At 72.2% G+C, this 15,341-nt stretch carries 14 protein-coding genes and 1 tRNA gene; 10 read left to right on the top strand and 5 right to left on the bottom strand.

From position 1 onward, the window contains the following. Positions 1–8 precede the first annotated feature (8 nt). Positions 9–350 (top strand): hypothetical protein, encoded by a 342-nt coding sequence (locus tag ABZU69_RS17915; protein ID WP_354965447.1) that lies wholly within the window; start codon positions 9–11, stop codon positions 348–350. A gap of 62 nt (positions 351–412) precedes the next feature. On the opposite strand, the gene ABZU69_RS17910 is transcribed toward ABZU69_RS17915, so the two are convergent. Further along, entirely contained in the window at positions 413–1,063 is a 651-nt protein-coding gene (locus ABZU69_RS17910) for a hypothetical protein (protein WP_354965446.1), read from the bottom strand. Between the two features lie 240 nt (positions 1,064–1,303). On the opposite strand from ABZU69_RS17910, the gene ABZU69_RS17905 reads away from it, so the two are divergent. Beyond that, on the top strand, positions 1,304–1,939 hold the full coding sequence (locus ABZU69_RS17905; protein ID WP_354965445.1) for a copper resistance CopC family protein: 636 nt from the start codon (positions 1,304–1,306) through the stop codon (positions 1,937–1,939). 113 nt (positions 1,940–2,052) lie between these two features. On the opposite strand, the gene gltX is transcribed toward ABZU69_RS17905, so the two are convergent. The 3 genes from gltX to ABZU69_RS17890 form a co-directional block, all read right to left on the bottom strand. Continuing rightward, complete coding sequence (gltX, locus tag ABZU69_RS17900; protein ID WP_354965444.1) at positions 2,053–3,462, bottom strand: glutamate--tRNA ligase; 1,410 nt, start codon at positions 3,460–3,462, stop codon at positions 2,053–2,055. An 85-nt stretch (positions 3,463–3,547) separates the two neighbouring features. Continuing rightward, the gene (locus ABZU69_RS17895; RefSeq protein WP_354965443.1) at positions 3,548–4,825 is read right to left on the bottom strand and encodes an MFS transporter; all 1,278 of its coding nucleotides are present in this window, start codon (positions 4,823–4,825) and stop codon (positions 3,548–3,550) included. Continuing rightward, positions 4,822–6,171 (bottom strand): GH1 family beta-glucosidase, encoded by a 1,350-nt coding sequence (locus tag ABZU69_RS17890; RefSeq protein WP_354965442.1) that lies wholly within the window; start codon positions 6,169–6,171, stop codon positions 4,822–4,824. The genes ABZU69_RS17895 and ABZU69_RS17890 overlap by 4 nt, the downstream gene beginning before the upstream one ends. Positions 6,172–6,358: 187 nt before the next feature. Between ABZU69_RS17890 and ABZU69_RS17885 the strand changes: the two genes are divergently transcribed. After that, positions 6,359–6,808, top strand: coding sequence for an SRPBCC family protein (locus ABZU69_RS17885; RefSeq protein ID WP_354965441.1), 450 nt, complete (start codon positions 6,359–6,361; stop codon positions 6,806–6,808). 184 nt (positions 6,809–6,992) lie between these two features. Here ABZU69_RS17885 and aceE read toward each other — a convergent pair whose 3' ends face one another. Beyond that, positions 6,993–9,731, bottom strand: coding sequence for a pyruvate dehydrogenase (acetyl-transferring), homodimeric type (gene aceE, locus ABZU69_RS17880; protein ID WP_354965440.1), 2,739 nt, complete (start codon positions 9,729–9,731; stop codon positions 6,993–6,995). Positions 9,732–9,955: 224 nt separating this feature from the next. Between aceE and ABZU69_RS17875 the strand changes: the two genes are divergently transcribed. The 7 genes from ABZU69_RS17875 to ABZU69_RS17845 all read left to right on the top strand — a co-directional run bounded on the left by ABZU69_RS17875 (position 9,956) and on the right by ABZU69_RS17845 (position 15,329). Continuing rightward, positions 9,956–10,360 (top strand): YjbQ family protein, encoded by a 405-nt coding sequence (locus tag ABZU69_RS17875; protein ID WP_354965439.1) that lies wholly within the window; start codon positions 9,956–9,958, stop codon positions 10,358–10,360. Between the two features lie 210 nt (positions 10,361–10,570). Further along, positions 10,571–10,975, top strand: coding sequence for a MarR family transcriptional regulator (locus tag ABZU69_RS17870; protein ID WP_354965648.1), 405 nt, complete (start codon positions 10,571–10,573; stop codon positions 10,973–10,975). 51 nt (positions 10,976–11,026) lie between these two features. Beyond that, positions 11,027–13,426: a thiamine pyrophosphate-dependent enzyme gene (locus tag ABZU69_RS17865; RefSeq protein WP_354965438.1), complete on the top strand. Its 2,400-nt coding sequence runs from the start codon at positions 11,027–11,029 to the stop codon at positions 13,424–13,426. Positions 13,427–13,539: 113 nt separating this feature from the next. Beyond that, positions 13,540–13,977 (top strand): DUF3052 domain-containing protein, encoded by a 438-nt coding sequence (locus ABZU69_RS17860; protein WP_354965437.1) that lies wholly within the window; start codon positions 13,540–13,542, stop codon positions 13,975–13,977. Between the two features lie 89 nt (positions 13,978–14,066). Continuing rightward, a complete protein-coding gene (locus ABZU69_RS17855; protein ID WP_354965436.1) occupies positions 14,067–14,528 on the top strand; it encodes a peroxiredoxin in 462 nt (153 codons plus the stop codon). An 88-nt stretch (positions 14,529–14,616) separates the two neighbouring features. After that, positions 14,617–14,688 (top strand) — tRNA-Val (locus ABZU69_RS17850). Positions 14,689–14,777: 89 nt separating this feature from the next. Further along, positions 14,778–15,329, top strand: a complete 552-nt coding sequence (locus ABZU69_RS17845; protein ID WP_354965435.1) for a DinB family protein — start codon at positions 14,778–14,780, stop codon at positions 15,327–15,329. The last annotated feature ends 12 nt before the right edge of the window (positions 15,330–15,341 follow it).

Genomic DNA, 15,341 nt, shown 5'->3' with positions numbered 1-15,341 from the left:
AGACCGGGATGGCGCACGGGGAGGCCGAGAACGGCTGCGCCCAGGGCGAGCCCTGCCGGCCGGGGCACCACGACCCGCAGGCGGTCGCCAAGCACCGCCGGACGGTCGGCGGCGTGCCGTCGCACCCGGCGGAGCCGACCACCGGCCGGCCCGCGGACCGGGCCGACGACGACGCCGTGGTGCCCCGCCAGCGGGCCGCCGAGCCGGTGCTGCCCGGGGAGCCCGAGCCCGACCACGCCGGCGGGTGCCGCAGCGAGATGCCCGGGTGGGCCGGCGCCCACCGGCACGGCCCGGTCCGGCCGCGCCAGCGGGCCACCCGCCGGGAGCGCCCACCGCGCCGCTGGTGCTGACCACACGACCGCCCGCGTGACATTGCAGCGGGCGGCCGTGAAGGTGGGTCGTCGGTGACGGGTCAGCGGGTGCGGCGGCGGATCAGCAGCGCGATCCCGGCGAGGCCGACCGTAATGGTCAGCATCACCGCGACGTTGAGCAGCAGCAGTCGCTGCAACTCGCCGAGCGCCTCGTCGAGGTCCCTGGCCGGGTCGAGAGTGTCCTCCGGGAGCACCCGCTCGCCACCGCCCACGCCGCCGCTGACCGTGTCGAACTGCCGCTCCAGCGGCACCCCCGCGGTGCGCAACGTCTCGGACATGCTGAGCCGGCCGAGGAACCAACCCGCGGCGGCCTTGCGGGAATCCGGCTGCTTCGCCGGCCGGTAGATCCGTGGACCGCCGGCCGCCTTGGGATACAGGTCGTACGTCTGCTTCGGGGTCTCCCCGGCGAGCACCACGACCGTGTACTTCGGACCGAGGCCGGTCGCCTTCGGCCCCTTCGCCTGGCCGGTGCGGCCGAGGAAGTTGACCTGGTCGATGACCGCTGCCACGTGCGCGGGCTGACCGTCCACACGCAACCGCAGCGGCTCGGACAGCCCCGGGCCGGTGATGTCCACCCCGGCGGGCGCCGGCTTCGGTGCCGCCTTGGCCGGGCCGGCGGTGCCGAGCGACAGCAGCGCCGCCGCCAGCGTGCCGGCCAGCACAGCGGCCCACCGCCTCATCTGTCGGACCATCCCGCCTCCTCGCCCCGTTCGATGGATGGCTTCGCCGTGACGTCCGGATCGATTGCTCGGTAGCGGAACCGACCGGGCGGTCGGTGCCACTCCTCACAGAGTCGCAGAACGTCGATGATTTGCAGCTTGTGGAGCGGTAATTGGAACTATCTGCGATCTCTGCTCGACTAATGAGGAGCCGTTGATCAGCGGGCGGATCGTACCCTTACGGAGGGGTTCATGGGGGGCAGGGTTACACGAGTGGCGCGGGTCGTGCCAGTGGTGCTCGGCGTGGCGTGCGGTGTGTCGTTGCTGGTCCCGGCGACGCCGGCCGCGGCGCACAATTCGCTGACCGGCAGCGATCCGCGCGACGGCGCCCGGGTGGCCACCGCGCCCACCCGGATCGAGCTCCGTTTCCTGGCCAAGCCGGACCCGGCTACGACGAAGATCACAGTAACCGGACCGGACAATGTGGTCGCCGGCGGGCTGCCGGCCTTCGCCAGCAGCCGCGTACGCGTGCCGTTCAAGCCCGGCGCCGCGGGGCTCTACATCGTCGGTTACCAGGTCGCCTCCGGCGACGGGCACCCGGTGAAGGGCGAGGTGCGCTTCACCCTCACCACCGGCACGGCCGCCGACCCGTCCGCGAGCCCGTCCCCCCTGCCATCGATCAGCGGTGGCACTGCCGCGACGCCGGGTGCTGCGGGCGGCTCGCCGTCGGCCGGGCCGGCCTCGGCGTCACCCGTCGCGGTGGGCGGCAGCTCGACGGCGGTCGTGCCGCTGGCGCAGGAGCGCGCCGACTCCGGTCACCGCTGGTGGCTCTGGGCACTCGGCGCGTTGGTGCTGCTCGCCGCCCTGGCGGGCGGGTTCCTGCTCCGCCGCCGGGCCACCCGCGGCTGAGCCCGATCCACAGGCTCGATCAGGTGACGCCGCCAGTTCGGTGCGGATGGCGACGTCGACGCAAGCCGCCCCACGGTGTCGTCGAGCGGGGCGGCTTGGCGCGGCGGAGGCGGTCAGACCAGGCGGAGCCGGGCGGCGCGCATCCGGGTCAGGGTGCGCTCGCGGCCGAGCACCTCCAGCGACTCGAACAGCGGCAGGCCGACGGTGCGACCGGTGACGGCGACCCGGACCGGCGCCTGCGTCTTGCCGAGCTTGAGGCCCCGCTCGGCGCCGACCGCCTCCAGCGTCGACTTCAGCGACTCGGCGTCCCAGCTGTCCAGCGCCTCGAACGCGGCGATGGCGGCGTCCAGCAGGTCGGCGGAGCCGTCCTTCATGGTCTTGGTCCAGGCCGCCTCGTCGATCAGCGGCGAGGCCAGGAAGAGGAAGTCGACGTTCGGCACGATCTCGCTGAGCACCGCGATCCGGGTCTGAGCCAGCGGCGCCACGGCGGCGAATGCGTCGGCGTCGAACTCCTCGGGCTGCCACGGCGGCGGCGCGATGGTCCCGGTGCCGGTCAGCCACGGCTGGCAGGCGTCGATGAACTCGGCCACCGGCAGCGCCCGGATGTACTCACCGTTGAACGCGCGCAGCTTCTTCTCGTCGAAGAACGCCGAGGAGAGGTTGACGTCCTCCAGCCGGAACTCGTCCTCGATCACGGACCAGGGGACGATCTCCCGGTCCCCGGAGGGCGCCCAGCCGAGCAGCATCAGGTAGTTGCGCATCGCGCCGGCGAGGTAGCCCTCGTCGCGGTACGCCTCCAGGGCGACCTTGTCCCGGCGCTTGGAGAGCTTCTGCCGCTTCTCGTTGACCACCACCGGCACGTGCGCCCAGATCGGCGGCTTGACCCCGAGGGCGTCCCAGAGCAGCTGCTGCTTGGGGGTGTTGGGCAGGTGCTCCTCGGCGCGGATCACGTGGGTGATACCCATGGTCAGGTCGTCGACGACGTTGGCCAGCAGGAAGACCGGCGAGCCGTCGCCCCGGGCGATGATGAAGTCCTCGATCAACCGGTTCTCGAAGGTGGGCTCGCCGCGGATCAGGTCGACCACCACGGTCGCGCCCTCGTCGGGCGTACGGAAGCGCAGCGCCCGGCCCTCGCCCGGGCCGAGGCCGAGGTCGCGGTGGTAGCCGTCGTAGCCCTGGTACTGCGAGCCGGTGCGGGCCTGCACGTCCTCGCGGGTGCAGTCGCAGTAGTACGCGCGGCCCGACTCGTAGAGCCGGGCGGCGGCGGCCCGGTGCTCGCCGGCGTTCTGTGACTGGAAGTACGGGCCCTCGTAGCTGCCCCTGGAGATGCCGATCCAGTCCAGCGCGGAGAGGATGCCCTCGGTCCACTCGGGCTTGTTGCGCGCCGCGTCGGTGTCCTCGATGCGCAGCACGAACACCCCGCCCTGCTGCTTGGCGTAGATCCAGTTCTGCAGCGCCGAGCGGGCGCCGCCGACATGGAACATACCGGTCGGGGAGGGGGCGAAGCGCACACGTACCGTCACGCCCCCAGCCTACGGCGACCGCCGACTGAGTAAGGAAGGGCCCCTTCTTATCGCCTGGTGTTGTACAAGGGTCCCTTCCTAACGCTTAGGGGACTGAGCGGATCTTGACGACCAGGGCGCTGCCGACCAGGGTGACCGCGGCGGTGACCGCGTAGAGCGTCGGGTAACCGCCCAGATAGACCACTAGCGGGGCGGAGAGCGCCGGGCCGAGCACCTGTGGCGCCGAGTTGGCAATGTTGATCACGCCGAGATCCTTGGCCCGGTCGGTGGCCCGGGGCAGCACCTGGGTGATCAGCGCGGCGTCCACCGAGAGGTAGACGCCGTAGCCGGCGCCGAGCAGCAGCGCGGCCACGATCGCCATCGGCCAGACCGGCGCGACCGCGAGCAGCAGCGCCGCCACCGCCATGATCAGCCCCGACGTGATCACGTAGATCTTGCGTCGCCCGGATCGGTCCGACAGCCGACCGGCGACCACGGCGGTCAGCATCATGCCGAGCGTGTAGAGCAGGATCAGGACGAGCAGGCCGCCCTCGGGGTCGGGGTGGCGTACCCCGTCGGTGAGGAAGTACAGCAGGTAGAGGGTGCCCAGAGCGTTCCCGAGCTGGACCAGGAACCGGGTGATCCAGGCCCAGGCGAAGTCCGGGTGCCGGCGCGGGTCGATCCACATCGAGGCCAGCAGCGCGCGCGTCCGCAGCACCGGCCGATGCGCGCGGGGCAGCGGGTCGTCGGGGGTGAACAGCGCGAACGGCAGGGACAGCAGCAGGATCGCCACCGCGATGGCCAGGTAACCGGCGCCGTTGCCGGTGACCAGGGCGGTGACCAGCACCGCGCCGAGCACCAGCCCGAGCGCCTGCGGGATGCCCACCCAGCCGGAGACACCGCCGCGCTGCACGACCGGCACCCGGTCCGGGATGGCCGCGGTGAGGCTGGCCAGCATCGCGTTGAAGCAGACCTGGGCGGCGACCCAGCCGAGGGCGACGCCGAGGATGGTCCGCTGCTGGGCCAGCAGCACCAGCGCCGCCGCGCCGAGCAGCGCCCCGCCGGCGGTCCAGACGTGCCGGCGGCCGAACTCCCGGCCGAAGATCCGCAGGCAGGTCCGGTCGGACAGCGCGCCCGCGAGGGGGTTGGCCAGCACCGCGGCCAGCGCGCCCAGGCCGGTGACCACGGCCAGCATGTTCTCCTTGTCGCCCGGCGCGATCTGCTCGATCTGCTGCGGCAGCAGCACCTGGATCGGGGTGAAGAACGCCATCCAGACCCCGAGGTTGGCCGCGAAGATCAGCCCGATCCAGCCGCGTCGTACCGGCGCGGTCGGCTCGGCGAGCGCGGCCGGCAGCGACGCCGGGGTCGGGTCGAGGGTGGTCACCGCGCCGACCCCGGCCGGCTGGCCGCGATCACGTCCCGCAGCCAGGTGTACGAGGACTTCGGCGTACGGGTCTGGGTGGCGTAGTCGACGTGCACCAGACCGAAGCGCTTGGTGAACCCCTCGGCCCACTCCCAGTTGTCCAGCAGGGACCACACGAAGTACCCGCGTACGTCCACCCCGTCGTCGATGGCGGCCCGCACCGCGCGCAGGTGCCCGTCGAGGTACGCGATCCGGTCCGGGTCCGCCACCCGCCCGTCCGGGTCGGGCGCGTCGTCGTACGCGCAGCCGCTCTCGGTGATCTCGATCGGGGGCAGGGCCTCGCCGTACGTGAGGCGCAGCCAGCGGAGCAGTTCGTGCAGCCCGTCGGGGGCCACCGGCCAGTCGAAGGCGGTGCGCGGGTAGCCGTCGAGCGGGACCAGTTCGAACGGCAGCGGCGACCCCTCCTCGGCGGCCCGCACGCCGGTCGGGTTGTAGTAGTTGACCCCGAGCACGTCGATCGGCGCGGCGATCGTGTCCAGGTCGCCGGCGCGGACCACGTCGGCGTCGAAGCCGGGCAGTTCCGGGTAGCCCCGGCCGAGCAGCGGGTCGGTGAAGAGGCGGTTGTGCAGGGCCTGGTACGCGGCCCCGGCGGCCCGGTCGGCGTCGCTGTCGCCGAGCACCCGCACCGGCGAGTAGTTGTTGGCGATCGCCACCGGGCTGGCGGTGCGGGCCCGCAGCGCGGCGACCGCGAGCCCGTGCCCGAGCAGTTGATGGTGGGCGACCGGAAAGGCGTCGAAGAGCAGCATCCGGCCGGGGGCGTGCACACCCATGCCGTAGCCGAGGCTCATGTGGATGAACGGCTCGTTCAGCGTGATCCAGAGCCGGACCCGGTCACCGAGCCGGGCGGCGGTCAGGTCGGCGTACTCGGCGAAGCGGGCGGCGGTGTCGCGGTGCAGCCAGCCGCCGGCGTCCTCCAGCGGTTGGGGCAGGTCCCAGTGGTAGAGGGTGGCCACCGGGTCGATGCCGGCGGCCAGCAGCTCGTCCACCAGCCGGTCGTAGAAGCCCAGGCCGGCGGCGTTGGCCGGGCCTGCGCCGGCGGGCTGCACCCGGGGCCAGGCGATGGAGAACCGGTACGCCGAAACGCCGAGCCCGGCCAGCAGAGCCACGTCCTCGGTGTGCCGGTGGTAGTGGTCGCAGGCCACCTCGCCGCTGCTGCCGTCGCTGATCCGGCCGGGGGAGTGCGCGAAGGTGTCCCAGATGGACGGCCCGCGCCCGTCGGCCGTGGTGGCGCCCTCGATCTGGTGTGCCGAGGTGGAGACGCCCCAGCGGAAGCCGGCGGGGAACTCGGGCATCGGTGCGGTCGACATGCGCCCTCCCGGTCAACGTGAAACGTGTTCGGGACTCTAGGGCGCTCCGGATGAATGCGCCATAGGCCGGGATGACGCGATGCGCAATGGTTGATCGGCGTGTCTTTTTCCAAACCCGTCCAGGTACGTCCGAATTTGCGCATAGAGTGCCGATATCGTGGGATGTCCTCAGTGGGGGAAGACGGAAATGATCCTCGTGGAACGCAGTGCGCACGTGGCGGCGCCGGTGGAAGTGGTCTGGGACGTCGTACAGCGGGCTGAGCAGTTGCCGGCCTGGCTGGCGGGGGTTCGCGCGGCCGAGGTGCTCTCGGGGGAGGGCTTCGGACGGCGGCAGTTGGTCCAGGCGGGGCGCGGCTCGGCGCACGAGGCCGAGGTGATCGCCTACCAGGAGCCGACTCTGATCGGCTGGCGGGAACGCGCCAAGGGCGCGGGCGCCCGAGCGGAGGCGCGCACCGAAATCTACGTCCAGCTCACTCCGGACGAGGAGGAGGAGGGCGGGACCATCGTGCGGCTCATCGTGGTCCGCTGGCCGGCCGGCCCGGTCAAGGCGGCCATGCTGCGCCTGGGGCTGCGTCGGGTCGGCGCGGACCTGGAGGACTCGCTGGCCCGGCTGACCGACCTGGCCGCCGTCGGCTGATCCGCCGAGTCCCCGGCGTCACCCGCCCCGGCGGTGGCCCCGGGTCCCCGCCAAGGACCCCGGACCGCCGCCGCCCCCATCTCACCCGCCGTCCGCCCGGTCGGTCGGGAGTGCGGGCGAGGGTGCGGGTGCACCAAAAAGGGCCCGGCGCACGCGCGCCGGGCCCTTCCTGGATGGTGCTGGATCAGCTGTCGCCGCCGGTCTCGCCGACCGGGGCGGCGTTCACGTCGTCGATCGCGTACTTCTTGGCGGCCTCGGCCGGCACGGTGGCCGCGACCGCGCCGCTGCGGGCGAGCTGCCGCAGCGTGGCGACCACGATCGACTCGGCGTCGACGTGGAAGTGCCGGCGCAGCGCGTGCCGGGTGTCCGACATGCCGTAGCCGTCGGTGCCGAGCGACGTGTAGTCGCCGGGCACCCAGCGGGCGATCAGGTCCGGCACCGCGCGCATCCAGTCGCTGACCGCGACCTTCGGCCCGTCCGCGTCGGCCAGCTTCTGCTGGACGTACGGCACCTTCGCCTCGGCGCCCGGGTTGAGCAGGTTGAACTCCTCGCACTCCACCGCGTCGCGGCGCAGCTCGGTCCAGGAGGTCACCGACCAGACGTCGGCGGCCACCCCCCAGTCCTGGGCGAGCAGTTGCTGGGCCTTGAGCGCCCACTGCATGCCGGTGCCGGAGGCGAGCACGTTGGCCTTCGGGCCGTCGACCTGCGGTGCCGGCGAGTAGCGGTAGATGCCCTTGAGCAGGCCCTCCACGTCCACCCCGGCCGGCTCGGCCGGCTGAAGGATCGGCTCGTTGTAGACCGTCAGGTAGTAGAGGACGTTCTCCTGCGCGTCCCCGTACATCCGGTGCAGGCCGTTCTCCAGGATGTGCGCGATCTCGAAGGAGAACGCCGGGTCGTACGCGACCACCGCCGGGTTGGTGGCGGCGATCAGCATCGAGTGGCCGTCCTCGTGCTGCAGGCCCTCACCGTTGAGCGTGGTCCGCCCCGCGGTCGCGCCGAGCAGGAAGCCCCGCGCCATCTGGTCCGCCGCCGCCCACAGCCCGTCGGCGGTCCGCTGGAACCCGAACATCGAGTAGAAGATGTACATCGGGATCATCGGCTCGTCGTGCGTGGCGTACGACGAGCCCGCGGCGGTGAACGAGGCGACCGAGCCGGCCTCGTTGATGCCCTCGTGCAGGATCTGCCCGGTCGTCGACTCCTTGTACGACAGGAACAGCTCCCGGTCGACCGAGGTGTAGCGCTGACCGTGCGGCGAGTAGATCTTCGCGGTCGGGAAGATCGAGTCGAGGCCGAAGGTGCGCGCCTCGTCCGGGATGATCGGCACCCAGCGCTTGCCGAACTCCTTGTCCTTCATGACGTCCTTGAGCAGGCGGACGAAGGCCATGGTGGTGGCCACCCTCTGCTTGCCCGAGCCGCGCTTGACGTCGGCGAACCGCTCCGGGCCGGGGATGGCCAGCCGCTTGGTGCTGGTCCGCCGGGACGGCAGGTAGCCGCCGAGCTGCTCGCGACGCTCCTTGAGGTACGCCAGCTCATCGGACTTCTCGCCCGGGTGGTAGTACGGCGGCAGGTAGGGGTTCTCCTCCAGCGCCGAGTCCGGGATGTCCAGGTAGAGGCGGTCGCGGAAGGTCTTCAGGTCCTCCAGCGTCAGCTTCTTCATCTGGTGGGTCGCGTTGCGGCCCTCGAAGTGCGAGCCGAGCGTCCAGCCCTTGATCGTCTTCGCCAGGATGACGGTGGGCTGCCCGGTGTGCTCGGTGGCCGCCTTGTAGGCCGCGTAGAGCTTGCGGTAGTCGTGCCCACCCCGCTTGAGGTTCCAGATCTCGTCGTCGCTCAGCGGCTCGACCATCTTGCGCGTGCGCGCGTCCCGGCCGAAGAAGTGCTCCCGCACGTACGCGCCGGACTCCGCCTTGTAGGTCTGGTAGTCGCCGTCGGTCGTGGTGTTCATGAGGTTGACCAGCGCGCCGTCGGTGTCCGCGGCGAGCAGCGGGTCCCACTCCCGACCCCAGACCACCTTGATCACATTCCAGCCGGCGCCCCGGAAGAACGCCTCCAGCTCCTGCATCACCTTGCCGTTGCCGCGGACCGGGCCGTCCAGCCGCTGAAGGTTGCAGTTGATCACGAAGGTGAGGTTGTCCAGCTCCTCGCGGGCGGCCACGCCGATGGCGCCCAGCGTCTCCGGCTCGTCCATCTCACCGTCGCCCAGGAACGCCCAGACGTGCTGCTGCGAGGTGTCCTTGATGCCGCGGTGCTGCAGGTACCGGTTGAACCGGGCCTGGTAGATCGCGTTCAGCCCGCCGAGACCCATCGAGACGGTCGGGAACTCCCAGAAGTCCGGCATCAGCCGCGGGTGCGGGTACGACGGCAGCCCGCCGCCCGGGTGCGACAGCTCCTGCCGGAACCCGTCGAGCTGGTGCTCGCTGAGCCGTCCCTCCAGGAACGCCCGCGCGTACATACCGGGGGAGGCGTGACCCTGGTAGTAGATGTGGTCGCCGCCACCCGGGTGGTTCTTGCCCCGGAAGAAGTGGTTGAAGCCCACCTCGTAGAGCGACGCCGAGCTCGCGAAGGTCGAGATGTGCCCACCGACGCCGATCTCCGGGCGCTGCGCCCGGTGCACCAGCATCGCCGCGTTCCAGCGGACGTAGGCCCGGATTCGCCGCTCGACGTGCTCGTCGCCCGGGAACCAGGGCTCGCGCTCCGGTGTGATGGTGTTGATGTAGTCGGTGGTGGTCAGGGGCGGAACCCCGACCTGGCGTTCGCGAGCCCGCTCCAGCAGGCGCAGCATGACGTAACGGGCGCGTTTGGCACCTCGCTCGTCAATGACACCATCAAGCGACTCGACCCATTCGCTGGTCTCTTCAGGGTCGATGTCCGGAAGCTGGCTCGGTAGGCCGTCGCTGATCACCGGGCGCTTGCGTTCCGTAGCCACAGGCGTTCCCTCGGTTGTGTGTGGGATAGGTCTCTAGCGCCATCCTGCCCCCTGGTGGCACCGGTCGTCACGTCTAGGTCCCCCCGACGCGACGAGAGACACAGGTACCCGCCGGTAACTTAGCGCTACGAGGCCTCCGCGCCGCCGTGCCCGGCGGGGGGAGACTCCGACGGGGGTGACGGTGGCGGCGGCTACTGAGCCGGCACTGCGGCAGAATGCGACGTATGCGCAGTGACGTGATCACCGTCCAGACCGGGTCCCGGCCGGCCGTCCGGGACATCACCGCTGAGGCCCAGGGGTTCGTCTCCAGCGAGGGCGACGGTCTGCTGCACGTCTTCGTGCCCCACGCCACCGCCGGCCTGGCGATCATCGAAACCGGCTCCGGCTCCGACGACGACCTGCTCAGGGTGCTGGACGACCTGCTCCCCACCGACGACCGCTGGCGGCACCGGCATGGCTCACCCGGGCACGGTCGGGACCATGTGCTGCCGGCGTTCGTCCCGCCGTACGCCACGCTGCCGGTGCTCGGCGGCCGGCTGGCGCTGGGCACCTGGCAGTCGCTCTGCCTGGTCGACACCAACGGCGACAATCCCGTCCGCCAGGTCCGCTTCTCCTTCCTCCCGGCCTGACCCGCCTCTCCCCACAAGATCCGCGCAACGTTCCGGACGTGCTGCCTCAACACGTTCCGAGGCAGCACTTTCCCTGATGTTGCGCGGATCTCGATCGCTGAGCTGAGCGGCCGGCGCCGTGCGTACGATGTGGCCGTGACGCAGGAGGTCGTTCCCGGAGCGGGTGGGCCGGTGGACCGCGCCGGCCTGGCCGCCGACGTGGTGCGCCGGATGGCACACGTGACGGCCTCCCAGCGGCACCGGCAGGGCGTTGCGTTCGCCGAGCTGGGGCTCACCCCGGCGACGGCCCGGGCGCTGCACGAGCTGAACCCGGACCGGCCGCTGCCGGCCCGCGACCTCGCCGAGCGGCTCGTCTGCGACCGGTCGAACGTGACCGCGCTGGTCGACAGGCTGGAGCAGGCCGGTCTGGTCGAGCGTCGCACCGACCCGGCCGACCGGCGGCAGAAGACGCTGGTGGTGACCGCGCGGGGCCGGGACGTGCGGGACCGGGTGGCCGCGGTGATGTCCGACTCCCGACTCCTGGCCGGGCTGACCGACCGGGAGCTCGACACCCTGCGCGACCTGGTGTGGAAGGTGTCCGACGGTGGCTGCCCGGAGCCCTGCGGCCCGGAGTGAGTCGACCCGCGCCGACCGTGTCCCACTGGGCGACCAGGGCCTGCGTCGGTAATGCTGTGCGACGTGACCACGCCGCAAGATCTCGACGACCGGTTCCGGGAGACGCTGGCGGCGCTGCCCGCCGCCGAGCGGCGGCGTGACCCCGACGACCCGGTCACCGACGACGCCCCGCTAACCGGCGCGCGACTGCTGGATCTGTTCGACGCGCAGGTGACCAGCCGGCAGCTCGACCTGGCCGGCCGCTGGTTGCGCAGCTTCGGGGAGGGCTTCTACACCATCGGCTCCTCCGGGCACGAGGGCAACGCGGCGGTCGCCGCCGCGCTGCGCCCCACCGACCCGGCGCTGCTGCACTACCGCTCGGGTGCCTTCTACTGCGTGCGCGCCGCGCAGACCACCGCCGAACCGGCGCCCGGCGCTGACGCGGCGCCACCCGACGAGCCGACCGAGCCCGAACCGGCGCCGGCCGGCGGGTTCGCGGCGTACGCGGGCGCGGCCCGGGACGTGCTGCGCGGGATGGTCGCCTCCAGCCAGGAGCCGGTCGCCGGCGGCCGGCACAAGGTGTTCGGCCGGGCCGACCTGGCCATCGTGCCGACCACCTCCACCATCGCCTCGCACCTGCCCCGGGCGGTCGGTATGGGGCTGGCCGTGGAGCGGCTGCGGCGGCTGGACAGCGCCGGACGGCGCACCGGCGCCGGAGTGCGGGTCGGCAGCGGGGCCGGCGCCGAGCACGCCCCGTGGCCACCGGACGCCATTGTGGTCTGCTCGTTCGGCGACGCCTCGGTCAACCACGCCAGCGCCAGCGCCGCCTTCAACACCGCCGGCTGGTACGACCACGCCGGGCTGCGCATCCCGGTGCTCTTCGTCTGCGAGGACAACGGGCTGGGCATCAGCGTCCGCTCCCCGGAGGGCTGGGTGGAGGCGACCCTGCGGGCCAAGCCCGGCATCCGCTACTTCAGTGCCGACGGAGCCGACCCGGTGCAGGCGTACGCGGTGGCGGCGGAGGCCGCGGCGTGGGTACGCCGGCACCGCCGGCCGGCCGTGCTGCACCTGCGCACCGTCCGGCTGATGGGGCACGCCGGGGCCGACGCGGAGTCGGCGTACCGCAGCCCGGCGGAACTGGCCGCGGACCTGGACCGGGACCCGGTGGTCGCGACCGCCCGGCTGCTCGTCGACGCCGGCGTGGCGACGGGCGAGGAGTTGCTGGCCCGGTACGACGAGACCGGCTGGCGGGTACGCCGGCTCGCTGAGGAGGTGCTGGGCGAGCCGAAGCTGACCTCCGCGGCCGACGTGGTGTCCGCGCTGGCCCCCCGCCGGCCGGTGCGGGTCGCGCGGGCGGTGGCCGACGCGGCGGCCCGGGCCAGCGGTCCGGGCGCGGGCGCCCGGGCGGAGGCGTTCGGGGGCAAGCCGCCGGAGCTGGCCGGCCCGCTGACCCTCGCGCAGAGCATCAACGGGGCGCTCGCCGACGGGCTGCTCGACCACCCGCAGATGGCGGTCTTCGGCGAGGACGTGGCCGCCAAGGGCGGCGTGTACGGGGTGACCAAGGGGCTGCGCGACCGGTTCGGGCCGGCCCGGGTCTTCGACACCCTGCTCGACGAGACCTCGGTGCTCGGGCTGGGCCTGGGCGCCGGGCTGGCCGGGATGCTGCCGGTGCCGGAGATCCAGTACCTGGCGTACCTGCACAACGCCGAGGACCAGCTGCGCGGTGAGGCGGCCACCATGCAGTTCTTCTCCCAGGGCGCGTTCCGCAACCCGATGGTGGTGCGGGTGGCCGGGCTGGCGTACCAGGAGGGGTTCGGCGGGCACTTCCACAACGACAACTCGGTTGCCGTACTCCGGGACGTGCCAGGGCTGGTGGTCGCGGTGCCGGCGCGGCCGGACGACGCCGCGCCCATGCTGCGGACCTGCCTGGCCAGCGCGGCGGTCGACGGTAGCGTTTGCGTGTTCCTGGAACCGATCGCGCTCTACCACACCCGCGACCTGTACGCCGAGGGCGACGGGGAGTGGCTGGCCGGGTATCCGGAGCCGGGCGCCTGGGTGGCCGGGCACGTGCCGATCGGCCGGGCCCGGGTCTACCGGGTCGGCTCGGCCGACGACCTGACGATCATCACCTTCGGTAACGGGGTACGGATGTCGCTGCGGGCCGCGGCCGTTCTCGCCGAGGAGGGGGTGGGCACCCGGGTGGTGGACCTGCGCTGGCTGGCCCCGCTGCCGGTGGCCGACATCATCCGGGAGGCCTCGGCGACCGGCCGGGTGCTGGTGGTGGATGAGACACGCCGATCCGGCGGGGTGGGCGAAGGGGTGATCGCCGCGCTGGTCGACGCCGGATATGTCGGTGCGGCGCGACGAGTAGCCGGAGTTGACTCGTTTGTACCATTAGGTCCAGCAGCACGTCAGGTTCTGGTCTCCGAGGAAGCCATTACCGACGGTGCCCGTACGCTGCTGGCACGGTAAATTCCGTTCCACCCGGTGCGCCACTTGCGCGCGGACGCACAACTGTGTGGACTTTGCCTGACGGCGTCGGTTCCGACGCCGCGAGCAGGGACGAGATGAGGAGGCACGCGACAGTGAGCGCGACCGCTGGTCAGGCCGCCGACGGGGTACGCAGCCTGGCGGACCGGTTCGGAATCGAACCGGGGATGGTCGTCATGGAGATGGGGTACGACGACGACGTCGACCAGGATCTCCGGGACGCCCTGACCGACCGCTGTGGAGATCTGGTCGACGAGGACACCGACGAGGTGGTCGACGCGGTGCTGGTCTGGTACCGCGACGGCGACGGTGACCTCTTCGAGCTTCTCGTCGACGCCCTCGGCCCGCTGGCCGACAACGGGGTCGTATGGCTGCTCACGCCGAAGGCCGGGCGTGACGGGCACGTCGAGCCGAGCGAGGTCGCGGAGTCCGCGCCCACCGCCGGCCTTCAGCAGACCTCGACCATCAACGCCGGGCGGGACTGGAGCGGCGCCCGCCTGGTGCTGCGCCGAGGGGCCAAGGCCAAGAAGTAGCCCAACTCGTTCCCCTCGCGCGCCCGGCGGTCCGTGCCACCGGGCGCGGCAGGCTCGTGCCTTCCCCTGACTCGACCCGAGGAGTTCGCATGCCCGTCGAGGTTGGCGCCGAGGCGCCGGACTTCGTGCTGAAGGACCAGAACAACCAGGAGGTCCGGCTCTCGAACTTCCGTGGCCGGCGCACCGTGCTGCTGGTCTTCTACCCGCTCGCCTTCACCGGCACCTGCCAGGGCGAGCTGGCCGAGGTGCGGGACAACCTCGACGAGTACGCCAACGACGACGTCCAGGTGCTGACGGTCAGCGTCGACTCGGTCTACAGCCACAAGGTCTGGGCCGACCGGGAGGGCTACCAGTTCCCCATGCTGGCCGACTTCTGGCCGCACGGCGCCGTCGCCCAGGCGTACGGGGTCTTCAACGACGTGGCCGGCTTCGCCAATCGGGGCACGTTCGTCATCGACAAGACCGGCGTCGTCCGCTTCGCCGAGCTGAACGGTCCCGGTGAGGCTCGCGACCAGCAGGGCTGGCGCAAGGCCATCGCCGCGGCCGCCTGACCACCACCGGACCGGGGTGAGCCGTGCGTCCGGGCCGGCGGCGAGCAGGGTAAGCTTGCCAGCCTCCGGCCCGCCGTACGGGCGTTCCGGGCGCGTAGCTCAGTGGGAGAGCACCCGCCTTACAAGCGGGGGGTCGCAGGTTCGAAACCTGCCGCGCCCACCCCTTCTCGCATCAGCACCGATCCGGGCGGCCGGCCAGTGACCGGCATGGGCAGCGCCCCGCCACGTCGAGCGGTAACGTCCGTCTCCATGACCAACGCGGACGAGCACGGTCACCCCGAACCGCCGATCGCCGGCGACGAGACCGCCACGCTGCTCGGCTCCCTGGACCGCCAGCGTGCCACCCTCGCGTGGAAGACCGGGGGTCTCGACGCCGCCGGCCTACGGGCGACGCTCGGCCCGTCGTCGATCACCCTGGGTGGGCTGCTCAAGCACCTGGCCCTGGTTGAGGACCTCTACTTCTCACTGAAGCTGGCCGGGCGCTCGCCGGGGCCACCGTGGGACACGGTCGACTGGGACGCGAATCCGGGCTGGGACTGGCGTTCGGCCGCCGAGGACACCCCCGAACAGCTCTACACACTCTGGCGGGAGGCGGTGGCCCGCTCCCGCGCCACCGTCGCGGAGCTGCTGGCCAACGCCGGACCGGAGCAGTTGGCCCGGGGCGACTGGCCGGACGGTCAGGCGCCGAGCCTGCGCCGGATCCTGGTCGACCTGATCGAGGAGTACGCCCGGCACGTCGGCCACGCCGACCTGATCCGGGAGTCGGTGGACGGACTCACCGGCGAGGACCCGCCCCGCTGACCACGCCTTCCT

Origin of the sequence: Micromonospora sp. NPDC005206 (assembly GCF_040608175.1) — a bacterium.
Lineage (GTDB): Bacteria > Actinomycetota > Actinomycetes > Mycobacteriales > Micromonosporaceae > Micromonospora.
Note: the sequence above shows the minus strand (reverse complement) of the source record. Positions and strands in the feature narration are given on the sequence as shown.